The sequence below is a fragment of the Paracoccus aerodenitrificans genome (assembly GCF_027913215.1).
In the GTDB taxonomy this organism is placed as follows: Bacteria; Pseudomonadota; Alphaproteobacteria; order Rhodobacterales; family Rhodobacteraceae; genus Paracoccus; species Paracoccus aerodenitrificans.
Genome location: NZ_CP115784.1, coordinates 2,818,442 through 2,840,122, shown reverse-complemented (window position 1 = coordinate 2,840,122; position 21,681 = coordinate 2,818,442). Strand labels below are relative to the sequence as shown.

The window sequence follows — 21,681 nt, the reverse complement described above, 5'->3', positions numbered from 1 at the left end:
GGAGACTTCCCGATGACTCAACGACTCCACCTGGTCTTTGGTGGCGAACTGACCGATATCGACGGGACCGAGTTCCGTGACACCTCGGCCATCGACGTGGTGGGTGTGTTCCCGGATTTCGAATCGGCACGGGCCGCGTGGAAAGGTGCCGCGCAGCGTACCGTGGACAGCGCCCATACGCGTTACTTCATCGCCCATCTGCACCGCTTGATGGATGAGGGCCGCGAAACCAGCCCGACTGCTGAACTCGGTTCCTGATGAAAAGCGGGCAGGGGGGCGGTGTCGGTAAATGGCTGCGCGGATTTTTCGAATCCCCGCCTGCGCCGTCCGTCCCGCTGCCCGAATTGTCGCTGCCAAGCGGTGACGGGCCGCTTGTCTGGATGCGGATAGGTGCCGGATATGAACAGACCGGCGCAGATGATGTCAGTCTGGCACCGACGCTGATCCAGCTTCTGGCGCAGTTGCGCAGGCTTGGCCTGCAAATCGTCGTCAGCCGCGCCGAGGGCGAACCGCCGGATCTGGCGAAGCGCGGCGTCTCGGCGATTCCGGATCCCGGGCTGGACAAGGCCCATATCGCCGCGCATCTTGAGGTGCTGAACCCTTCGGTGCTGCTTCTGATCGGCGCGGATCTGCCCCGCGCATTGATTGAAACCGCTGCACGCCGGGACATTCCCGTGATCCTTGCAGAGGCGCGGCTGTCTGCAAGGAAGCCGTCCCTGAGGCAGTCTCTGGTCCGGGGCAGCCCGGTTTTTCAGATGCTGGATCTTCTGTTGCTGCCGGATGCCGTCAGCCGCCGCGCCGCGCTGGAGTTGGGTGCGGATCCTGCCTCTGTCGAACTGACCGGCCCGATCACCCAGATCCGCGACCCGCTGCATCATAATGAGGCCGAGCGGGTTTCACTGGCCGAGGCGTTTCAGGGGCGGCAGGTCTGGCTGGCGGTCAACGTTACCGAGGCCGAACTGGATGCGGTGATCGAAACCCAGCTTACGGTGCTGCGTTACAGCCTCCGCGCCCTGCTGATTCTTGTTCCGGTCGATCCCGGACTGGCGGTCGCGATGGCAAATCGCATGAGCGCCGCCGGTCTGGTGGTCGCGCAGCGCAGCACTGACGAGGATCCGACGGATGAGGTCAATGTCTATATCTGCGACGATATCTATGAGCTGGGGCTGTGGTATCGTCTTGCGCCTTTATGCTTCATGGGCTCGACGCTGTATGGCCCCACGGATGGCGCTCGCGATCCGTTCGAGGCTGCATCTCTGGGGTCTGCGGCGGTTCACGGGCCGCTTCACGGTGCGTTCCCGGAAGAATGGGCGCAGCTTGACGGTGCGGGCGCGGCACGATCGGTTGAGGACGCTGCCGGGCTGACACAGGCCGTGGTGACGCTGCTTGCGCCTGAGCAGGCGGCGCGGCTGGCAACGAATGCGTGGTCGGTGGCAACGGGCGGGGCCGGTGTGGCAAGCCGGATTGCCCATGCTGTGCGCGAAACCATAACCGGAGACAGATCATGAACCGGCGTGCACCATCTTTCTGGTTCAGACGCCCCCCGGGTTTCGGGGCCAATCTGCTGCGTCCATTGGGTGCCGTCTATGCCGGGGCGACCGCAAGGCGGCTGAGGCGCGGCGCACGGGCCGATATCGGTGTGCCGGTGGTGTGCATCGGCAATATCAATGCAGGCGGAACCGGCAAGACGCCCACGGTGATCGCCCTTGCGCAGCGTCTGGCCGGGCAGGGCGTAGCGGTACATATCGTCAGCCGTGGCTATGGCGGGACGATTACCGGCCCGGAACGGGTCGATGAGCGCAGCCATACTGCCGCTCAGACGGGGGACGAGCCGCTGCTGATGTCGGCTTTCGCTCCGGTTTGGGTGGCGGATAACCGGGTCGAGGGTGCTCGCGCTGCGGCGGCGGACGGGGCGCAGATCATCCTGCTGGATGACGGGTTTCAGGATCCGGGCATCTTCCATGATCTGTCGCTGGTAGTCGTCGATGCAGCGAAAGGCTTCGGAAACGGTCTCTGCATTCCCGCCGGTCCCCTGCGCGAGCCGGTCTCCGAGGGGCTGGCCCGTGCCGATGCGGTTCTGTCGATCGGTCCTGCGCCGATGCAGGAGCGTTTTGCTGCGGAATGGGGCAGGAAAATCGACGTGCCGCATCTTCAGGGCGCGTTGCAGCCCTTGCAGACCGGGATCGACTGGCAGGGTCATCGCGTCCTGGCCTTCGCCGGGATCGGGCATCCCGAGAAGTTTTTCGCGACCCTGCGCGATCTGGGCGTCGATCTGGTCCGGGCCGAGGCGCTTGACGATCACCAGCCCTTTACGCCCGCCCTGCTTCAGAGGCTCGGCGCCGAGGCGCGGGCAAGTGGCGCTCAGCTTGTCACAACCGAAAAGGACGCCGTGCGCCTGCCGCCCGAATTCCGGCGTGAGGTGCTGGCATTGCCGGTCAGGCTGGAACTGTCGGACTGGCGGCCTTTAGATGCGCTGCTTCAGCCCTTGCTGGACGCATCGAAGTCGCCCTGACCCAGAACCGGCGAGGGGCGGTCGCAGGCAAGCTCTGCATCGGAAAACACCACCGGAAGCCGGACGCCCGGTATGCCGCCCGGCGTAATCCTCAGCCCGCGGGCAATGACCTGCGGATCGGCGAAGACATCCGCCATATCGTTGATCGGTCCCGCCGGGATATTATCGGCTTCGAGGGCGGAAAGCAGCTTCTCGCGCGTCCAGCCCCGGGTTACTGCGCTGATCGCGGCGGTCAGCGCCTCGCGGTTGCGGACGCGGTCGGCATTGGTCAGATAATCCGGCGCGGTCGCCAAAGCGGGCAGGCCCAAAAGCTGGCATAGCCGTCGATACTGAGCGTCATTGCCCGTCGCGATGATGATCCAGCCATCGGCGCAATCGAACACCGCATAGGGAACCAGATTAGGATGTGCGTTGCCCATCCGGGACGGAGCAGAACCTGTCACCAGAAAATTCATCGCCTGATTCGCCATGACGGCCACCGCCACATCCATCAGCGCCATGTCGACATGCTGACCCCGGCCAGTCCGGTGCCGCTGCTCGACTGCCGCCAGAATGCCCGTCGCCGCATAGATCCCGGTAAAGATATCGGCAACCGCGACCCCCACTTTCTGGGGTTGCCCATCGGGTGAGCCGGTCACGCTCATCAGGCCGGACATGCCCTGAATGATATAATCATAACCTGCCCTGTAGGCATAAGGTCCGGTCTGCCCGAACCCTGTGATGCTGCAATAGATCAGTCGCGGGTTCAGCGCCGAGAGGCTGGCGTAATCCAGCCCGTATTTCGCCAGCCCGCCAACCTTGAAATTCTCGATAACCACATCGGCATCCGCCACCAGATCCAACACTTTCTGCCGCCCCTCGGGGCTGCGGAAATCGGCGATGACTGATGTCTTGCCCCGATTGGTGGAATGAAAATACGCGGCTGAATGGTCGCCCTGATTGTCGACGAAAGGCGGGCCCCAACGGCGTGTGTCGTCACCCTCGGGAGCTTCGACCTTGATCACATTGGCGCCAAGATCGGAGAGGATCTGACCGGCCCAGGGGCCGGCCAGAATACGTGCAAGCTCGACGACCTTCAGACCGGCGAGCGGCGTCATCACTCAGCCGGCGCGGCGTTTTCTTCCGCCTCTGCCAGCTTATCGTCGATGATCGCCTTCATATCGGCCCAGGGCTGGTTCTGGACCAGTTCGCCCCCGATTACGAAAGTCGGCGTACCCTCGATCTTATCTTCGGTCGCGTTCTGCTGATAGGTCGCGACAAGGTTCCTGATGCGGGTTTCGTCTTCCCAGCACGTATCGACCTGCTCGGAGGTCAGCCCGGCCTTGGCACCGATCCGGCGAAGCGAGGCGACCAGTTCTTCGCCATTGGCCGCACCCAGCCATTCGGACTGTTCGTCAAGCAGCATGCCTGAGATGGGATAGAACTTGCTTTCATCGCAGCGCGCCAAAGCGCCCGCCCACAGCCCGACCTGATCGAAATACACGTCACGCTGGATAAAGCGGACAAGGCCCGTGTCGATATATTCCTCTTTTAGCTTCGGAAAGCTTTCCTGATGGAAAGTGGCGCAATGCGGGCAGGTGAAGCTGGCATATTCATAGATGGTCAGCGGAGCGGATTCCTCGCCCAGTACCAGATCATCTACCATTTCCGTTTCGGCCGCCTCGGTGGCTTCGCTTGCGGCTGCATCAGGCGAGGTTGTCGTTTCCTGCGCCAGAGCGGGCATGGCCATTGCGGCAGAGATCACGGAAACGGACAACAGGTGACGTAGATCAAAGGTCATTAACGGGCCTTTCGGTTGTTGCGGCCTTCGCGGGCCAGCTTGAGCGTGGCAAGCCGCGTGACCGCCGCTTGCAGGGATGGATCTGATATTCCGGCTGCCAACGCATGCGCGGCTCGCCGGGTTTCCGGATCGGGCTTTACAGCCGGATTGCTGCGATAGGTGAACTCTGCCTGCCCGTCAGCAAAGCCAGTCGGTGCTGTCTGTGTCAGGGTGATGCGGGAAATGGCGTTATAGCCGTAGCACGCATTCACCTTGTCACGGATGGCGGGTAACTGCATCTCAAGCAGAGGCGCATTTGCTCCGGTACAGAGCAATGTCAGCACAGAGCCGAACCCCCGGCGATTCTGTCCGATCTTTACCGGGCGGGCACGCGAGGCGATTTCTGCCCCGACGATCTCGGGCCAATGGGTCAGCAGCCGTGCAACGGCAAAGCCCCTTCCTTCTGCCGCGTGGCGGATCGGTTCGGCGACCAGACCTGCGGCCTGCCGAAATCCGCGTGAGCGACGGGGGGGCTGTGACATGCGGGGCTCCGCGGTTAGAAGATGATGCAGTTTACCAAGCTGCGACGGAGTTGCCAGTGAGCCAGGTCAAAATAACCGTGATCCATGCGTGAGATAGCGTCTTTACTGCTGGACTGGTACGACAGGCATGCGCGTGTTTTGCCGTGGCGTGTGCCTCCGGGTCAGGGCGGGGCCGATCCGTATCGCGTCTGGCTGTCCGAGATCATGCTTCAGCAGACCACGGTCGCGGCGGTCAAACCCTATTATGAGCGTTTCCTGACCTTATGGCCCAGGGTCGAGGATCTGGCCTCGGCCGGTGATGCGCGGGTCATGGCTGAATGGGCCGGGCTTGGATATTATGCCCGCGCCCGAAATCTTCTGGCCTGCGCTCGGACTGTCGCGAAGAATGGTGGTTTCCCAAGGGATCGTGAAGGGCTACAGAAACTGCCGGGGATCGGGCCATATACCTCGGCTGCGATTGCGTCGATTGCGTATGATCAGCCTCACACGGTGGTGGATGGGAATGTCGAACGCGTCGTGTCCCGGCTGTTTGCCGTGGAAACGCCGCTTCCGGATGCGAAGCCGAGGCTGACAGAGCTTGCCGCGAGGCTGACACCAACGGAAAGGCCCGGAGATTATGCGCAGGCCATGATGGATCTCGGCGCGACGATCTGTACGCCGCGCAAGCCCGCATGTGTAATCTGCCCGATTTCCGGCCCGTGCCAGGCAAGCGCCGCAGGGATCGCCGAAACACTGCCCCGCAAGCGGCCCAAAGCCGCGAAGCCACGGCGCGAGGGCGTTGCCTGGGTGGTGCTGTCACAGAATGCGATTCTGCTTGAGGAGCGCCCGGCCTCGGGTCTTCTGGGTGGCACGATGGCCTTCCCTTCCTCGGGTTGGGATGGCAGCCTTATGCCCCCTCCGGTGGATGCGACGTGGCAGGTTCTGGACCCGGTCACCCATGTCTTCACGCATTTCACGCTGGACATGGAGGTGCGCTTTGCCAGAAGCGGAGCAAAGCCGCAGCGCGGGGTTTGGGTGGATCTGAAAGATTTCAGTCCCGACGATCTGCCGGGGCTGATGAGAAAGGTCTGGACGCGGTCGCTTGACGCGATCCGCCGCGATCAGGATTCGTGACCGCGCTCAATCCGTGCATATTCTCTCGCCTTGGGATTTTCGCCGCTGTCGCGGCTGCGCGGCCGGCGATGCAGTGTCTCAATCGCGGGATGGACACCGGATTCGCGATCCTGCGCCACATATGAGCGCATGCGGCCATTCGAATTGCTGCGTTCGTGATCGAAAGTGCTCTTGGTCATTGAACAATCCTCCTGTGAGTTAACGTATACAGGCCCGGATCGGTTCAACTATTGGATCAGGCGGCCTGAACTCCGGGTCCTGTGCTGAGAATGGCGTGAAGCGCTGCGGCGTCGGAATTTGCGCGAAGTTTGCTGCGCAGATCATTGTCGCGCAGCGTCCGCGAGACAAGCGCAAGCGCCTTGAGATGGTCAACCCCGCCACCTTCCGGCGCCAGAAGGGCGAAAATGAGATCGACGGGTTGTCGATCAACCGCATCGAAATCGAGCGGCTTTTCCAGTTTCACGAAAACGCCCACAACCTCTTTCAGCCCATGAAGCCGGGCATGCGGCAGTGCCACCCCATTCCCGACCCCGGTCGGGCCGAGGCTTTCGCGTTCTTGAAGCGCGTCCAGGATCTGGCTGGCGTCAAGCCCGTAAACCTGCTCGGCCAGTTCCGCAATGTCGTGGAAAAGGCGCTTTTTCGAGGTCATTTTGGGATAGGCGCGTACGGCGCCGGGTTTGACGATAGTGCTGAGTTGCATACTTATCCGTCTTTCTGCCACCCCGGACCCGTATGGTCCGGGGCAACATGCCGCGTCCGGCGGCTATTTGATGTTCCGTGGGTCGATCCAGCCGATATTACCGTCGTCACGACGATGAACAACATTCACACCCCCGTGCTTTTCATTGCGGAAAACCAAAAGCGGCGCTCCGGCAAGTTCCATTTGCATGACTGCGTCACCGACCGACAATGTCGGGACGCGGGATTCCATTTCCGCGACGATGACAGGCTGCAATCCGCTTGCGTCCTGCGATTCCCATTCATCCTCGTCGGCGGGCAGCACATATAGGTCCGCAGCGCCGTATTCAACCGGTTCCGACCTGTCCTTGTGATGATCTTTCAGCCTCCGCTTGTATCTGCGAAGCTGTTTGTCCATTTTTTCGCGGGCGGATTCGAAAGCGGCATAAATCTCCGTATCCTCTCCCTTTGCCTGCACGGTCAGGCCGGTGGAAAGGTGAACAAGCGCATCACAGACCAGCATATGTGCCTTCTTCGAGAAGGTGACCGCGGCGTCGGTCGGGCGTTGCGAGTATTTTCCGACTGTCTCGCCAAGTTCATTCTGCACATGCTGGGTAAGGGCCTCACCGATGTCGATCTGTTTTCCACTGATCTGATAGCGCATTGTTTTTTTCCTTTCGCTGTCCGGCCCCGCCCGATACTGACGGGAATGCACCGGACTGATCCAGTCTGCGACCCGTCTGTGAGTCTGTCAACGATGCGCCCGCAGCAGAAGCCCCTGTGGAGAGTCGATATTTTCCGTAAACTCAGCCCAGGCTGAAGGTTTCGCCCAGATAGACCTCGCGGACCCGGGGATCGGCGACAATCTGCGCGGTCGTTCCGGACATCAGAACATGACCGTCATGCAGAATATAGGCACGGTCGACGATTCCCAGCGTCTCGCGCACGTTATGGTCGGTGATCAGCACGCCGATTCCCCGCGATTTCAGGTCGTGAACGAGACTGCGGATATCGCTGACCGCAATCGGATCGACACCGGCGAAAGGCTCGTCCAGCAGCAGATATCTGGGATTCGAGGCCAGACAGCGGGCAATCTCGACCCGTCGCCTTTCACCGCCGGAAAGCGCCATTGCCGAGGCGTTGCGGATATGACCGATAGAGAACTCACCCAGAAGTTCCTCCAGCCGGTCCCGCCTGCGGCGTGCGCCTCCCTCGGTCACCTCAAGCACGGCCATGATGTTCTGTTCTACTGAGAGGCCGCGGAAGATGGACATTTCCTGCGGAAGATAACCGATCCCCATCCGCGCCCGCCGGAACATCGGCATGCCCGTCGCATCCTGCGCGTCGATGAAGACCTGCCCTGAATCGGGCGCCACAAGCCCGGCAATACAATAGAAGCAGGTCGTCTTGCCCGATCCGTTCGGACCAAGCAGCGCCACCACCTCGCCCCGGGCTAGATCAAGCGACACGTCCCGGATCACCGGGCGTTTGCGATAGGCCTTGCGCAGCCTGCGGACGACAAGCCCGTTTTCCGAAACCGGCTCTGGCATCAGTTGTTTTCCGGCTGAAGAACCGAGCGGACGCGACCGGAGACCTGCGCCGTTCCGTCGCCAAGGTTGACCAGCATCCGCTCTCCGGACATGACGTTCTGGCCCTGAGTCAGAAGGACATCGCCGATCAGGGTGATATTACCCGAGCCGACCTCATAAATCGCCTGTTCCGCCTCGGCAGCATCCGGGCCGTTTACCAGTGTGACATTCCCCGTTGCGTCGAGATTTTCAATCGTGCTGGTGTCGCCATCGGCATATTTGACGACCACATTATCCGCAGAAAGCCGCATCTCTCCCTGACCGATCAGAACATTGCCAGAGAAAACGGCCTGGCCCGTAGACTGGTTCACCGTCAGATTATCGGCCGACAATTCGACCGGCGCGGTGGTATCGGCCCGGGCTCCGCCAAATGCGATTGTCTGGGCTGCCACGGGGAAGGCTGGCAGCGTAGTCACAAGCAGGGCGAATGTCAGAGCGCGGCGCATACCGGGTCCTTTCGGGCTGGATCAGGGTTGGTATAGCAGACGCACGTCGCCTGATAAATTCAGAACATTCTCGCCGTTTTCGTCGCGGGAGATGCGCATGGTTTCGGCGTCTACCCGGCCAATCGGGGCAAAGGCGGTCAGCCCGCCCGTGCCGGTCATCAGATCCGCGGCGATATCCGTATCGAGCCGGGGCACAGTCATGGCCCAACCATCCGAGGTGGTCAGCCGGACACCGCCGGTCAGCGATATCTGCTTGCCCTCGACCTCGCCCTGAGGCGCCGTCATATCGACGGCCAGACCGTCCGGTGCACGCCATGTCATCCGCAAGGCGGTTGCCGATCCGCTTTCGGCGGGGGCAGGGGTGGCGCGATCTGCGGTCAGGGTAACCTCGGCACCGCTATCGGTTACGCCGGAAAATTCGGGATGCGTCATGCGCGGATCCCGGGCCAGTTCCTCGGCGTCGATATCAGCATAAGGAATCGCGGCGTCAGGGTCCGGGTTGCGGCCAAGCATGAACAGGATCGACAAAAGCCCGAGCGCCGCCAGAGGCAGCAGCACCCGCAGCCATGCCACCACCTGCGAGCGCATCAGACGATACCGGCCCGCAGACAGTCATGGATATGCAGAATTCCGCGAGGCATGCCGTCATCCACGGCGAACAGGCAGGTGATCTTGCGCGACTGCATTTCGGCAAGAGCCGCCTCGGCCAGTTGTCCGGGACCTATCGTGCGCGGATTGGCGGTCATCACATCGCCCGCCTTGTGATCCAGTAGCCCATCCATATGCCTGCGAAGGTCACCATCGGTGATGATCCCGACCAGACGCCCATCCGGGGCCGTCACACCCGTCACACCATAACCTTTCTGGCTGATCGTCAGCAGCGCGTCGGTCATCGGGGTGGTTTCTTCGACAAGAGGCATGTCCTCATGCATCAGATCGCCCACCCGCGCCAGCCTTGCCCCCAGCTTGCCGCCGGGATGGAAGGTACGGAAATGCTCGGGCGTGAACTGGCGGTGCTCCATCAGCGCGATGGCCAGAGCGTCACCAAGCGCCAGTGTCATGGTGGTCGAGGTGGTCGGCACAATCCCCTTGCCGCAGGCTTCGGGCACTGCCGGAAGAATCAGCGCCACATCGGATTGCCGGACCAGAGTCGAGTTCTCGCGGCCGGAAATCCCGATCAGCGGGATTTCGAACCGCCGCGTATGGGCGACGATATCGGCGATTTCCGGGGTTTCGCCCGAATTCGAGATCACGATGGCCACGTCACCCTGCGCGATCATGCCGAGATCGCCATGACTCGCCTCGGCCGGATGCACGAAATGCGAGGGCGTCCCGGTCGAGGCCAGCGTGGCGGCGATCTTGCGTGCGATATGCCCGGATTTTCCCATGCCCGAGACGACCACGCGGCCATGCGCGGCAAGGATGGTTTCCACCGCGCGGTCAAACGGCGCACCAAGCCCGGCAGACAGGGCCGCAAGCCCCTCTGCCTCGACGGCGATGACGCGGCGGGCTGTGTCCAGATAGCTGCTCATCGTGACGGATCAGTGATGGAAAATGTCATTTTCATCCCCCCAGCCAAGCAGGTCAAGATGAGCACGCCTCGGCAGAAAATCAAAACATGCCTGCGCAAGCTCCAGACGGTTTTCGCGGATCAGCATCTGTTCAAGCGCATCTTTCAGCCGGTGAAGGTAAAGAACGTCCGAAGCAGCATATTCAAGCTGCGCCTCGGTCAGTTCCGTCGCACCCCAATCGGAGGTTTGCTGCTGCTTCGAGACATCGACATCGACCAGCGACTGAAGCAGATATTTCAGCCCGTGCCGGTCGGTGAAGGTACGCACCAGCTTCGACGCGATTTTCGTGCACCAGACCGGGCTGGTCGTGACGCCGAAGGCATTCTCAATCGCGGCGATATCGAAGCGTCCGAAATGGAACAGTTTCAGAACGTGCCGATCCGCCAGTAACCGCGTCAGATTCGGAGCTTCGGTCTGGCCCTTTGTGATCTGAACCAGATGCGCATCGCCATCGCCGGAGGACATCTGCACAAGGCAAAGCCGGTCGCGGCGCGGGTCCAGCCCCATCGTCTCTGTATCAATGGCGACAACCGGACCGAGATCCAGCCCATCGGGCAAATCGTTCTGGTAAAGATGAATGGCCATGATTGCTCCCGTTTCGCGTGTCTATACGGCTTGTTTCCGGCAAGGTCAGCCCCCAACCGCTTGCGCAGCCTTAGTCGTCTTGCTTTGGGTCCTGGCGCACATCTCCAAAAAGCCGCAGCAGCGATTGCTGAACTTGCAACGGCAGCACCGCGCTGTCCTGTGCAAGCAGGATCTGACAATAGAGACTGTAGCCCTCTGGCGTCGCGATCAGATCCCGGAAACGCTGCTTGTGCCATGCTACGCTGATATCATGCAACTCAGCGACGCCTGGCAGAGATTTCAGCACCGCGATCCGCTGTTCGAGTTGCGGGATGAAGCGGAGAGCGGCGGTGTTTTCCTGCGTATTGAAATTGCGCTCGATCCAATAGGTCAGATCGACGCGCTTCTCTCTGTGGTTCGGCAGTCCGCGCTCGGATTTGACGATGAAGCTTTGCGCTGAACGGACCGAATAGTGATGCAGCTCAACCAGTTCACGAACCTCTCCGGCACCGAGAAGGGACAGACGTTTATCGTTGTTGCTGATATGTGACGGCATGGGTTTGCCCGACCCGTCGACCCAGTTAGGCTGGCTGTCCTTGCGGTGTTTGGGCCGGTGAATACCCGGCCGTGCAAAGGCTTTCGGCCGGAAGAAGGATTTGAAGAAGGTACCCGCAATCGGGTGGATCATGATTTCGGGCGATGACCGGGTGAATTGGGAGGTCACGGGAATATCTTGAAAACTATTGACTCCGTTGAAGCCGAATAGCCGCCACGCAAGTGCGACGGCATCCGTTCCTTCGGGAAGTGCGCCTATCAGATCGACCAGTCCCGAACCGGCATGGATCACAGGAAATTCGTCAAGATCGGAAATCAATATCCAGTCTGCCGAGCTATGCAAATCAAGTGACCAGGCAGTGTTTAATGCGTTCCAATGAATGGACTTTTCCTTGGGTGCTTCATGATAGCCATGACGTAGTACGCCGTGATCGGCAAGTCGGTCAAGCAGCAGGTCCGAGCTGTCCGCGCAGTCATTCGAATACACAAGGAAATCTGTTACACCGATCATCTGGTGCCAGGCGATCCATTCCAGAAGGAAAGGTCCCTCATTCCGGATGGTGCTGATGGCCAGGATCTTCATGATATCCAAGCAGGACGCTCGTCCGGCATCAGTCCACCCCGAAGAGGTCTCGCGTATAAACCTTGTCAGCCATATCCGAGATATCCGCAGACAGCCGGTTTGCGAGGATGATATCGCTTTCCTTCTTGAACGCCTCGAGGTCGTTTACGACACGGCTGTTGAAGAAATGCTCATCCTTCAACACGGGTTCGTAGACGATGACCTCGATCCCCTTCGCCTTGATCCGCTTCATGATGCCCTGAATAGAGCTGTCGCGGAAATTATCCGAGCCGGCTTTCATGACAAGCCGATAGACACCGACAATGGAGGGTTTTCGCGCCACGATCTGATCCGACACGAAGTCTTTCCGGGTCCGGTTGGATTCGACGATGGCCGAAATAAGATTTTGCGGCACCTGATCGTAATTCGCCAGAAGCTGCTTGGTGTCTTTCGGCAAGCAATAGCCGCCATATCCGAAGCTGGGGTTGTTGTAGAAATCGCCGATACGCGGGTCCAGACAGACGCCGTCGATGATCTCGCGCGATTTCAGATTATGCGCGATTGCATAGCTGTCCAGCTCGTTGAAATAGGCGACCCGCAGCGCAAGATAGGTGTTCGAGAACAGCTTGATCGCTTCCGCTTCGACCGAGCCGCAGAACAGAACCGGCATATCTTTGCGAACCGCGCCCTCGACCAGCAGATCCGCGAATTTCTGTGCGCGGTCTGAGCGTTCGCCGACGACAATCCGCGAGGGATACAGGTTGTCGTGAAGCGCCTTGCCCTCACGCAGGAACTCGGGAGAGAAAATGATGTTGTCCCAGTCCATTTCCTCGCGCATGCGGTCCACGAAGCCGACGGGAATGGTGGATTTGATGATCGCAACTGCGTCGGGGTTGATGCGCTTGAGCTCATTCAGAACCGTTTCGACGGTGGATGTATCGAACCGGTTGGTGCGTGCGTCGTAATTTGTTGGTGTCGAGATAATGACGAACTCGGCATCCTCGAAAGCCTGCTGCGGGTCCAGCGTTGCAGTCAGATCCAGATCGCGGTTGGTCAGGAAATCCGATATCTCCGCATCCTCGATGGGTGAAATCCGGTTATTGACCTTGCTGACACGTTCTTCCGTCACGTCCAGTGCCATGACGGGATTGTTCTGTGCCAAAAGGACCGCATTGGAAAGCCCGACATAGCCAAGTCCGGCAACCGCAATTTTGGTTTTCATCTGTTTTCAACCTTTTTCTGTCGGCACCGAGGGCCGCTACGCATTACAAACCATCTTCAGTACGGCGATCAAATCGCAAAGATCCTGCGCCGGTATGGTCGACATGCTCTGAAAACTCTCGCTGAGCAAGCTGCTTCCCGGATTCTTCATGAAGCGTTGCGCCTCGGTAAATATCTGTCACCGGATTACTATCCGACGCAGTCCGGTGCCGCCAGTGTCTCTCCGGAGTTTTGATCCGGGGAATAATAAATGGCTATTCATCTCGAATTGAAGGCCGACAGTTTTCACACTGCAGCACCTCACCGCGAGAGGATCATCCCCATGATCCCGCGTGCCTCGGCCACGATCGGGGCAGAGATGTCTTCGGCTTTGGCGGCTCCTTTGCCCAGAATGCGGTCGATCTCTGCGGGGTCTGCCAGAAATTCGCTCATCCGGGTAGAGATCGGGGCCAGAACCGAGACCGCGACATCGGCGAGAGCAGGTTTGAAGTCGCCGAAACCCTTGCCTTCGAATCGTGCAAGCACCTCGTTTTGCGATTCGCCGGAGAGGGCGGCATAGATATTTACCAGATTCCGGGCCTCGGGGCGGTCCTTCAGCGCTTCCATGTCGGCGGGCAGAGGTTCGGCATCCGTGCGTGCCTTGCGGAATTTCTGTGCGATCGTGTTGGCGTCGTCGGTCAGGTTGATCCGGCTCATATCCGAGGGATCGGATTTCGACATTTTTTTCGATCCGTCGCGCAGGGACATGACGCGGGTGGCAGGACCCTCGATCACAGGCTCGGGCAGAGGAAAGAAGTCCACGCCGTAATCATGGTTGAACTTGGCCGCGATGTCGCGGGTCAGTTCCACATGCTGTTTCTGATCCTCGCCCACCGGGACATGGGTGGCGTGATAGGCAAGGATATCGGCCGCCATCAGTACAGGATAGGCATACAGGCCGAGGCTGACCTTTTCACTGTTCTTGCCGCCCTTTTCCTTGAACTGGGTCATGCGGTTCATCCAGCCCATGCGGGCGAGGCAGTTCAGCAGCCAGGCCAACTCGGCATGGGCGGGCACCTGGCTCTGGTTGAACAGGATGGATTTCGCCGGGTCGATCCCTGCGGCCATGAAGGCGGCGGCAGCTTCGCGGGTTTGCTGCCGCAACGCCTCGGGGTCCTGCCAGACGGTGATCGCGTGCAGATCGACAAGGCAATAAACCGTCGGGATGCCTTCCTCCTGCCGTTCGACAAAGCGGCGCAATGCGCCCAGATAATTGCCGAGGGTCAGATGGCCCGAGGGCTGGATGCCGGAAAAAATGCGGGTGGTCGTCGCGTCGGTCATGTCTTGCCTGCTTGGAAAATCCGTAAAGCTGGCTTAACGCTGCGCGGAACGGGGTGCAACTGCCCTGAAAAGGAGTCCTCATGCGTCCCGGTTACGATGAATCCCCGATAAACGCGCTGCCAGCTGTCGTCTGGGTGCTGGTTTTGCCGATGATTGCGGCGGAAATCGTGTTCGGTCTGGGTGCAATCGGCATGATCGGCGGCGCTCAGGGTGTCGGTATGAGGCTGAACGCGCTTCAGATGACCGCATATTTCCCCGAACTTCCGGTCAGGATGTGGCAGCTTGGGGTTTTCGATGCGCGGCAGGCTGCGCGGATTCTGAGCTATCCTTTCGTGCATGGATCGGTCACCCATGCGCTGTTCGTGATCGTTTTTGCTCTCGCGCTTGGCAAGATGGTGGCTGAGCAGTTCCGGCCCTGGGCGTTTCTTATGCTGTTTTTTGGCGCCTCGATTGGCGGAGCCGTGGCCTATACGCTGTTCGGGTTTCTGACCGGCATCAACCTTAATCCGCTGATCGGAGGCTATCCCGGCGTATACGGGCTGATCGGAGCGTTTACCTTTCTGATCTGGGTACGGCTCGGGATCGAGAATGCCAATCGCATGAAGGCATTTACCTTGATCGGGGTGCTTCTGGTCTTCCAGTTGGTGTTCGGCCTGATCAGCCGCTACACGGATTATGGCTGGGTGGCCGAGATTGCGGGTTTCGCAATCGGCTTCCTGCTGTGCTTCTTGCTTGTCCCCGGAGGCTGGCGGCGTGCCCTGAACGCAATCCGGCAGCGCTGAGAGGGTTAATTCAGCTCTCTGCCCAGTCCGGTTTGCGCTTTTCCAGAAATGCGCTGATGCCCTCATCCGTTTCCGGCAGCATCATGTTCGCACACATCGTATCTCCGGCGGCCTCATAGGCGTCGGCGGTTTCATGTGCGAGTTGCTCATAGAAGCTGCGCTTGCCCATCCTGACGGCGGTGGGCAGCTTTTCGGCGATTTTTTGCGCGAGGGCCATCGTGTCGGATTCAAGTTCTGCAACCTTTGCGACCTGATTGATCAGGCCGAGACATTGCGCTTCTTGCGCGTCGATGAATTTTCCGGTGACTAGCATCTCGAACGCGGCTTTGCGGTTGACGGCGCGTGACAGCGCGACTGCCGGGGTTGAGCAGAACAGTCCCAGATTGACGCCGTTCACGCCGAATTTTGCCGTTGTCGCCGCCACGGCCAGATCGCAGGACGCTACAAGCTGGCATCCTGCGGCAGTGGCGACGCCCTGTATCTCGGCGATGACAGGCTGCGGCAGGGTTGGGATAAGTTGCATCAACTGGGCGCAGCCGTCGAACAGTGCCGAGAAGCCCGCGCGTCCACGGTCCGGATTTCCCCGCGCGGCCTGCATCTGGCGAAGGTCGTGACCGGCAGAGAAGGCTTTGCCATTGGCGGCGATGATGATGGCGCGGATATTCTCTTCCGTGCCGATCGCGGCGAGGGTGGTATAAAGTGTCGCGATCATTTCCGCTGACAGCGCGTTGAAGTTTTCCGGGCTGTTCATGACCAGCCGCGCGACTCGTCCGGTGTCTTCGCGTAAAATGAGTTCCGACATGATTGATTTCCTCCTGCGGCTCGGCGCAGCATAGACGCAAACGGGGATTGGGGGAAAGCATGGGTCTTCAGATGGACGCCGAGGGGCTGAATGCGTTTCTTGCGGCGGAATTTCCGCAGGTCGCAGGGGATTTCACGGTAGAAGAAGTCAGCGCCGAACGCGGTGTCAGAATGCGTCTGAACGTGACGGATGCGCATCTGAGACCGGGCGGCACTGTTTCGGGGCCTGCCATGTTCGCGCTTGCCGATCTGGCGATCTATTGCGTGATTTTGTCCCGGATCGGCCCGGTCGCTCTGGCGGTGACGACAAATGCGTCCTTCGATTTCATGCGGAAACCGGCAGCGGGTCAGGATCTGCTGGCCGAGTGCCGGTTGCTGAAGCTGGGCCGCACTCTGGCGGTGGGGGATGTGCTGATCTATTCCGAGGGTATTTCTGATCCCGTTGCCCGTAGCGCGATGACATATGCGATCCCGCCGCGCTGAGTCGTCTGTCAGGCCGGCATTGACCTGATCGGGTGCAAGAAAAGCCGGATTTGATGGGGTATTTTATTACCTATTTGATAAAATATTGTTTTTACTTATTTAATTTATCGTCATGACGCTTGACCTGAGGGGATGTAAAGCGGATATACCGCCATCTCGAATTTGAACCCCCAAAAGGGCAGCGACATGAAGACCTATACCGCAAAACCGGCGGAGATCGAGAAGAAGTGGATCCTGATCGACGCCGAAGGCATCGTTCTGGGCCGTCTTGCCTCGATCGTCGCCATGCGCCTGCGTGGCAAGCACAAGCCGAGCTTCACGCCTCATATGGATATGGGCGACAACGTCGTCATCATCAATGCCGACAAGGTGCAGATGACCGGCGCGAAGCGTGATGACAAGAAATATTACTGGCACACCGGCCACCCGGGCGGCATCAAACACCGCACCGCGCGTCAGATCCTGGAAGGCGAACATCCCGAGCGTGTGGTGTATAAAGCCGTGGAGCGCATGATCTCGCGCAACAAGCTGGGCAAGAAGCAGATGACGAATCTGCGCGTCTATGCCGGCGCCGAGCACCCGCATGAGGCGCAGCAGCCCGAAGTGCTGGACGTCAAGTCGATGAACAAGAAGAACACCCGGAGCGCGTGATTATGGCTGAAGACATCAAATCGCTCGACCAGCTGAAAGACGTTGTCACCGAAACCGCCCGGCCTGCGGGTGGCGAAGGTGAGGCTGTTACCGAAACCCTGGCTCCGCGCGAACCCGTTCGTGACGAGTTCGGTCGTGCCTATGCGACCGGCAAGCGCAAGGATGCGGTTGCCCGCGTCTGGGTCAAGGCCGGTTCCGGCAAGATCACCGTGAACGGCAAGGAAATGAACCAGTACTTCGCCCGTCCGGTTCTGCAGATGATCCTGCGTCAGCCCTTCGACGTCGCCGGTGTTGCCGGTCAGTATGACGTGATGGCGACTGTAACCGGCGGCGGCCTTTCCGGTCAGGCCGGTGCTGTCAAGCACGGCATTTCCAAGGCGCTGCAACTGCATGAGCCGAGCCTCCGCGCCGCTCTGAAAGCTGCGGGCTTCCTGACCCGTGACAGCCGCGTTGTAGAGCGGAAGAAATACGGTAAGGCCAAGGCCCGCCGCAGCTTCCAGTTCTCGAAGCGCTGATCCGGCTTTCGGATTTACGACAACGACGCGGTCCTTTCGGGCCGCGTTTTTCTTTGTCCCGATTGCTCAGCCAGGCCGGGACAATGCAGAGGCGATCCGTGCCCGCTTTCGTTCGGCCTGAAGGGCGGAGTAATTGGCGAAAAGGATGATCGCCGCGCCCACGAACAGCCAGATGCTGACAGTTTCGGCATACAGGTAGAACCCGACAAAGGCGCTCAGCGGCACACGCAGGAAGTCGATGGGAATCGCGACTGAAGCATCAAGATACAGGAAGGCCCGCGCCATCGTATAATGTGCGCTCAGCCCGGCCAGCCCTGCCACAACGATCCACGGCAGATTGCCCCAGACCACCGGCTGCCAGTCGAACAGGGCCAGCACCATGCCCATCGGCAATTGCATGAACACCATCCAGACGACGATCACGGCGGGCGAGCATGTCCGCGTCAGCCGCTTCACCAGCACATTCGACATGCCGTAACAGATCGCCGCCATCAGCACGATAAACGCGGCGGGATCGAACACGGCGATTCCGGGTCTCAGAATCACCAGCACACCGATGAAGCTTGCGATGATAGCGATGGAACGGGCGCGGGTGATCCGCTCGCCCAGAAGAAGTGCTGCGAAGATCGCGACCCAGACCGGCATCGTGAACTCAAGCGCAATGACCTCGGCCAGAGGCAGAAGCGCGATGCCGAGCGTCCAGCAATACTGGCCAGTGAAATGTACCACATTGCGCAGGAAATTCAGCTTCAGGCTGGTGCGCCGACGCAACTCGGTCAAAAGCTTGCGACCGAAGATGAGGACGACCACGACACCGACGACCGAGCGGAAGAACAGGATCTGGAAAGTCGTCAGATTCGCGGAAAGCTCTCGCGAGGCGACGGCCATTGCGATGAAGGACAGCAAGCTGCCGATCATCCACACCACACCTGTTGCGATGCCACCTGCTCCGGTTTGTTCATTCGTCATCCGCGTGGCTCCTTCTGTCGGCAACGACGGCATAGTGGCCAAGCCGTACAGAAAGGGAAAGCGGGCAGGGGTGGTTGCCATTCTGCCGCGCTTGGGCAGTATCGGTTCAGCCACGCTTGCCTGCCGTACCCGAGTGGCTATCTTGCGCCTCACGGGGACGGCCCCGGCCATGATGGCGACCGATCGGGACGGCCCGACTGAATGAGGTTATCATGATCTGGGGTGAACTGGTTATTGCCGGGCTGCTGGAAACGGTCTGGGCATTTACGATGAAGAAATCCGAAGGTTTCTCGAAGCTGGGTTACAGCTCGATCACGATCATCGCGATGATCGCGAGCTTCTGGCTACTGGCCCGTGCCATGCGCGAACTGCCGCTGGGGACTGCCTATGTCGTCTGGACCGGAATCGGTTCGGTCGGGGCCTTCCTGCTTGGTGTGGCGCTTCTGGGGGAATCGGCGTCGCCGACCCGGCTGGCTGCGGCGGCGATGATCGTGGGCGGCATTCTGTTGATGAAGGCATCGTCCTGATTCTTTCTTTTGCCGACGCGATTCGGCTTTCCGAAATGCCTGTACTGCGAATCTGGCCCCGTTTTTCGGGGCCAGATCTGTTTTTAGGTGGGCGAATCCGTCCCTAGGGCGTCATGTGAGTGTCGTGATTCTGTGGCAGATTCGGTTTGTGATCCGGGACGACAGATTTCCGGCACGGAAAACGGCTTAAAAAATTGTGTAATATCAATATATTACACTTATTTCTGCTGTTTTCTCAAAAATCCGCTTGCATGCCCCGGCGCCCAGACCTAAATACCCCCTCACCGAACGGCGGCAGCGCGGTTCGGGACACTTCGGAACCAGCGGCTTGAGGAAGCGCTAAGCGATTGGCGCCTCGGATAGCTTTTTGGCTTTGAAGTCTGCTATTTGACATTGTTATGCATACTTGAAGAGATATGCGGGCGGTTTGGTTTTATCGACTGGATTGTTTTGCATATCGGCCTACTAGCTTCGGCGATGATGTAGGTGTCAGCTTCACTGTTTGGCGTGTCTTGCGCGAGTGAGATATGACAAGCAGAAGTGTCCATCTTATGATGGATGATGTGCAAGGTTATTCTGTCAAGGATAGCGTCTTCGGATGCTTTCAACTTGAGAGTTTGATCCTGGCTCAGAACGAACGCTGGCGGCAGGCCTAACACATGCAAGTCGAGCGAACCTTCGGGTTAGCGGCGGACGGGTTAGTAACGCGTGGGAATATGCCCTTCACTACGGAATAGTCCTGGGAAACTGGGGGTAATACCGTATACGCCCTATTGGGGAAAGATTTATCGGTGAAGGATTAGCCCGCGTTGGATTAGGTAGTTGGTGGGGTAATGGCCTACCAAGCCGACGATCCATAGCTGGTTTGAGAGGATGATCAGCAACACTGGGACTGAGACACGGCCCAGACTCCTACGGGAGGCAGCAGTGGGGAATCTTAGACAATGGGGGCAACCCTGATCTAGCCATGCCGCGTGAGTGATGAAGGCCTTAGGGTTGTAAAGCTCTTTCAGCTGGGAAGATAATGACGGTACCAGCAGAAGAAGCCCCGGCTAACTCCGTGCCAGCAGCCGCGGTAATACGGAGGGGGCTAGCGTTGTTCGGAATTACTGGGCGTAAAGCGCACGTAGGCGGACAGGAAAGTTGGGGGTGAAATCCCGGGGCTCAACCTCGGAACTGCCTCCAAAACTATCTGTCTGGAGTTCGAGAGAGGTGAGTGGAATTCCGAGTGTAGAGGTGAAATTCGTAGATATTCGGAGGAACACCAGTGGCGAAGGCGGCTCACTGGCTCGATACTGACGCTGAGGTGCGAAAGTGTGGGGAGCAAACAGGATTAGATACCCTGGTAGTCCACACCGTAAACGATGAATGCCAGACGTCGGGCAGTATACTGTTCGGTGTCACACCTAACGGATTAAGCATTCCGCCTGGGGAGTACGGTCGCAAGATTAAAACTCAAAGGAATTGACGGGGGCCCGCACAAGCGGTGGAGCATGTGGTTTAATTCGAAGCAACGCGCAGAACCTTACCAACCCTTGACATCCTCGGACCGCACCAGAGATGGTGTTTTCACTTCGGTGACCGAGTGACAGGTGCTGCATGGCTGTCGTCAGCTCGTGTCGTGAGATGTTCGGTTAAGTCCGGCAACGAGCGCAACCCACGTCCCTAGTTGCCAGCAGGTTAAGCTGGGCACTCTATGGAAACTGCCGATGATAAGTCGGAGGAAGGTGTGGATGACGTCAAGTCCTCATGGCCCTTACGGGTTGGGCTACACACGTGCTACAATGGTAGTGACAATGGGTTAATCCCAAAAAGCTATCTCAGTTCGGATTGGGGTCTGCAACTCGACCCCATGAAGTTGGAATCGCTAGTAATCGCGGAACAGCATGCCGCGGTGAATACGTTCCCGGGCCTTGTACACACCGCCCGTCACACCATGGGAGTTGGTTCTACCCGACGGCCGTGCGCTAACCTTTTGGGGGCAGCGGACCACGGTAGGATCAGCGACTGGGGTGAAGTCGTAACAAGGTAGCCGTAGGGGAACCTGCGGCTGGATCACCTCCTTTCTAAGGAAGCTTTTAGCAGGACAGCTTGCTGTCTTCGTAAAGCGACTTAGCAGATCATCAGTCAGATGATCATAACGGCCAGGCCGTCCTCATATCTCTTCAAGTCAGTACAATGTCAGGCCTACCGGTCTGGAAACGGGTCGGTAGCTCAGGTGGTTAGAGCGCACGCCTGATAAGCGTGAGGTCGGAGGTTCAAGTCCTCCTCGACCCACCAGAGGTAGTCTGGTGAGGGGCCTTAGCTCAGTTGGTAGAGCGCCTGCTTTGCAAGCAGGATGTCAACGGTTCGAATCCGTTAGGCTCCACCAATCCTTCCTGCGATCGGATTGGTTCCGCCTAACGAGACTTCCGTGCTCATCTGGCTGACGCCAGTTGACGGTCGGCTCCATCATAACCCGACTGTACCAGCAAGCACTGTGTTCAGTGTTTGCTCGTCCAGTCGGACGCACGCTTCTTCG

At 59.3% G+C, this 21,681-nt stretch carries 25 protein-coding genes, 2 tRNA genes and 1 rRNA gene; 12 read left to right on the top strand and 16 right to left on the bottom strand.

Going from position 1 to position 21,681, the window contains the following annotated elements; translation table 11 throughout:
- Positions 1-12 precede the first annotated feature (12 nt).
- Genes PAE61_RS15320 through lpxK form a run of 3 tightly spaced genes read left to right on the top strand, consistent with a single transcriptional unit; the run spans position 13 to position 2,512 of the window.
- Positions 13-258, top strand: a complete 246-nt coding sequence (locus tag PAE61_RS15320; protein ID WP_271113211.1) for a DUF4170 domain-containing protein — start codon at positions 13-15, stop codon at positions 256-258.
- Positions 258-1,508 (top strand): 3-deoxy-D-manno-octulosonic acid transferase, encoded by a 1,251-nt coding sequence (locus PAE61_RS15315; protein ID WP_271113210.1) that lies wholly within the window; start codon positions 258-260, stop codon positions 1,506-1,508. The genes PAE61_RS15320 and PAE61_RS15315 overlap by 1 nt, the downstream gene beginning before the upstream one ends.
- Positions 1,505-2,512, top strand: coding sequence for a tetraacyldisaccharide 4'-kinase (gene lpxK, locus PAE61_RS15310; RefSeq protein WP_271113209.1), 1,008 nt, complete (start codon positions 1,505-1,507; stop codon positions 2,510-2,512). Before PAE61_RS15315 ends, lpxK begins: the two co-directional genes overlap by 4 nt.
- On the opposite strand, the gene PAE61_RS15305 is transcribed toward lpxK, so the two are convergent.
- Genes PAE61_RS15305 through PAE61_RS15295 form a run of 3 tightly spaced genes read right to left on the bottom strand, consistent with a single transcriptional unit; the run spans position 2,479 to position 4,813 of the window.
- Entirely contained in the window at positions 2,479-3,612 is a 1,134-nt protein-coding gene (locus PAE61_RS15305) for a CaiB/BaiF CoA transferase family protein (RefSeq protein WP_271113208.1), read from the bottom strand. The two genes, lpxK and PAE61_RS15305, sit on opposite strands and share 34 nt — an antisense overlap.
- Positions 3,609-4,292: a DsbA family protein gene (locus PAE61_RS15300; RefSeq protein WP_271113207.1), complete on the bottom strand. Its 684-nt coding sequence runs from the start codon at positions 4,290-4,292 to the stop codon at positions 3,609-3,611. The genes PAE61_RS15305 and PAE61_RS15300 overlap by 4 nt, the downstream gene beginning before the upstream one ends.
- Complete coding sequence (locus PAE61_RS15295; RefSeq protein ID WP_271113206.1) at positions 4,292-4,813, bottom strand: DUF721 domain-containing protein; 522 nt, start codon at positions 4,811-4,813, stop codon at positions 4,292-4,294. Before PAE61_RS15295 ends, PAE61_RS15300 begins: the two co-directional genes overlap by 1 nt.
- Positions 4,814-4,897: 84 nt before the next feature.
- Here PAE61_RS15295 and mutY point away from each other — a divergent pair, with 84 nt between their 5' ends.
- Positions 4,898-5,926 (top strand): A/G-specific adenine glycosylase, encoded by a 1,029-nt coding sequence (gene mutY / locus PAE61_RS15290; RefSeq protein WP_271113205.1) that lies wholly within the window; start codon positions 4,898-4,900, stop codon positions 5,924-5,926.
- Here mutY and PAE61_RS15285 read toward each other — a convergent pair.
- The 11 genes from PAE61_RS15285 to trpS form a co-directional block, all read right to left on the bottom strand.
- The gene (locus PAE61_RS15285) at positions 5,914-6,105 is read right to left on the bottom strand and encodes a hypothetical protein (RefSeq protein ID WP_271113204.1); all 192 of its coding nucleotides are present in this window, start codon (positions 6,103-6,105) and stop codon (positions 5,914-5,916) included. The two genes, mutY and PAE61_RS15285, sit on opposite strands and share 13 nt — an antisense overlap.
- Before the next feature lie 56 nt (positions 6,106-6,161).
- Positions 6,162-6,626 (bottom strand): PTS IIA-like nitrogen regulatory protein PtsN, encoded by a 465-nt coding sequence (gene ptsN / locus PAE61_RS15280; protein WP_271113203.1) that lies wholly within the window; start codon positions 6,624-6,626, stop codon positions 6,162-6,164.
- A gap of 63 nt (positions 6,627-6,689) precedes the next feature.
- Positions 6,690-7,268 (bottom strand): ribosome hibernation-promoting factor, HPF/YfiA family, encoded by a 579-nt coding sequence (gene hpf, locus PAE61_RS15275; RefSeq protein ID WP_271113202.1) that lies wholly within the window; start codon positions 7,266-7,268, stop codon positions 6,690-6,692.
- Between the two features lie 142 nt (positions 7,269-7,410).
- Positions 7,411-8,154, bottom strand: a complete 744-nt coding sequence (gene lptB / locus PAE61_RS15270) for an LPS export ABC transporter ATP-binding protein (RefSeq protein ID WP_271113201.1) — start codon at positions 8,152-8,154, stop codon at positions 7,411-7,413.
- Positions 8,154-8,639, bottom strand: coding sequence for a lipopolysaccharide transport periplasmic protein LptA (gene lptA / locus PAE61_RS15265; protein ID WP_271113200.1), 486 nt, complete (start codon positions 8,637-8,639; stop codon positions 8,154-8,156). Before lptA ends, lptB begins: the two co-directional genes overlap by 1 nt.
- Positions 8,640-8,660: 21 nt before the next feature.
- Positions 8,661-9,227, bottom strand: coding sequence for a hypothetical protein (locus PAE61_RS15260; RefSeq protein ID WP_271113199.1), 567 nt, complete (start codon positions 9,225-9,227; stop codon positions 8,661-8,663).
- Entirely contained in the window at positions 9,227-10,171 is a 945-nt protein-coding gene (locus PAE61_RS15255) for a KpsF/GutQ family sugar-phosphate isomerase (RefSeq protein ID WP_271113198.1), read from the bottom strand. The genes PAE61_RS15260 and PAE61_RS15255 overlap by 1 nt, the downstream gene beginning before the upstream one ends.
- 9 nt (positions 10,172-10,180) lie before the next feature.
- The gene (locus PAE61_RS15250) at positions 10,181-10,795 is read right to left on the bottom strand and encodes a ribonuclease D (protein WP_271113197.1); all 615 of its coding nucleotides are present in this window, start codon (positions 10,793-10,795) and stop codon (positions 10,181-10,183) included.
- Between the two features lie 70 nt (positions 10,796-10,865).
- Positions 10,866-11,912 (bottom strand): glycosyltransferase family 2 protein, encoded by a 1,047-nt coding sequence (locus PAE61_RS15245; protein ID WP_271113196.1) that lies wholly within the window; start codon positions 11,910-11,912, stop codon positions 10,866-10,868.
- Between the two features lie 28 nt (positions 11,913-11,940).
- On the bottom strand, positions 11,941-13,113 hold the full coding sequence (locus PAE61_RS15240; protein ID WP_271113195.1) for a nucleotide sugar dehydrogenase: 1,173 nt from the start codon (positions 13,111-13,113) through the stop codon (positions 11,941-11,943).
- A 299-nt stretch (positions 13,114-13,412) separates the two neighbouring features.
- On the bottom strand, positions 13,413-14,432 hold the full coding sequence (gene trpS / locus PAE61_RS15235) for a tryptophan--tRNA ligase (protein WP_271113194.1): 1,020 nt from the start codon (positions 14,430-14,432) through the stop codon (positions 13,413-13,415).
- An 80-nt stretch (positions 14,433-14,512) separates the two neighbouring features.
- Here trpS and PAE61_RS15230 point away from each other — a divergent pair, with 80 nt between their 5' ends.
- Positions 14,513-15,214 carry a rhomboid family intramembrane serine protease gene (locus tag PAE61_RS15230; protein WP_271113193.1) on the top strand — a complete coding sequence of 234 codons (702 nt, stop codon included), beginning with the start codon at positions 14,513-14,515 and terminating at the stop codon, positions 15,212-15,214.
- A 10-nt stretch (positions 15,215-15,224) separates the two neighbouring features.
- Here the strand turns inward: PAE61_RS15230 and PAE61_RS15225 are convergent, their stop codons facing one another.
- On the bottom strand, positions 15,225-16,016 hold the full coding sequence (locus tag PAE61_RS15225; protein WP_271113192.1) for an enoyl-CoA hydratase: 792 nt from the start codon (positions 16,014-16,016) through the stop codon (positions 15,225-15,227).
- A gap of 59 nt (positions 16,017-16,075) precedes the next feature.
- On the opposite strand from PAE61_RS15225, the gene PAE61_RS15220 reads away from it, so the two are divergent.
- The 3 genes from PAE61_RS15220 to rpsI all read left to right on the top strand — a co-directional run bounded on the left by PAE61_RS15220 (position 16,076) and on the right by rpsI (position 17,664).
- The gene (locus tag PAE61_RS15220) at positions 16,076-16,498 is read left to right on the top strand and encodes a PaaI family thioesterase (protein ID WP_271113191.1); all 423 of its coding nucleotides are present in this window, start codon (positions 16,076-16,078) and stop codon (positions 16,496-16,498) included.
- 186 nt (positions 16,499-16,684) lie between these two features.
- Positions 16,685-17,149, top strand: coding sequence for a 50S ribosomal protein L13 (gene rplM / locus PAE61_RS15215; protein WP_271113190.1), 465 nt, complete (start codon positions 16,685-16,687; stop codon positions 17,147-17,149).
- Between the two features lie 2 nt (positions 17,150-17,151).
- On the top strand, positions 17,152-17,664 hold the full coding sequence (gene rpsI, locus PAE61_RS15210) for a 30S ribosomal protein S9 (protein WP_271113189.1): 513 nt from the start codon (positions 17,152-17,154) through the stop codon (positions 17,662-17,664).
- A 66-nt stretch (positions 17,665-17,730) separates the two neighbouring features.
- Here the strand turns inward: rpsI and PAE61_RS15205 are convergent, their stop codons facing one another.
- Entirely contained in the window at positions 17,731-18,633 is a 903-nt protein-coding gene (locus PAE61_RS15205; RefSeq protein ID WP_271113188.1) for a DMT family transporter, read from the bottom strand.
- A gap of 212 nt (positions 18,634-18,845) precedes the next feature.
- Between PAE61_RS15205 and PAE61_RS15200 the strand changes: the two genes are divergently transcribed.
- The 4 genes from PAE61_RS15200 to PAE61_RS15185 all read left to right on the top strand — a co-directional run bounded on the left by PAE61_RS15200 (position 18,846) and on the right by PAE61_RS15185 (position 21,531).
- A complete protein-coding gene (locus PAE61_RS15200; protein WP_271113187.1) occupies positions 18,846-19,160 on the top strand; it encodes a DMT family transporter in 315 nt (104 codons plus the stop codon).
- Positions 19,161-19,765: 605 nt separating this feature from the next.
- A 16S ribosomal RNA gene (locus tag PAE61_RS15195) occupies positions 19,766-21,226 on the top strand.
- A gap of 137 nt (positions 21,227-21,363) precedes the next feature.
- Positions 21,364-21,440: transfer RNA gene (locus PAE61_RS15190), tRNA-Ile, on the top strand.
- A gap of 15 nt (positions 21,441-21,455) precedes the next feature.
- A tRNA-Ala gene (locus PAE61_RS15185) sits at positions 21,456-21,531 on the top strand.
- Positions 21,532-21,681: the final 150 nt, after the last annotated feature.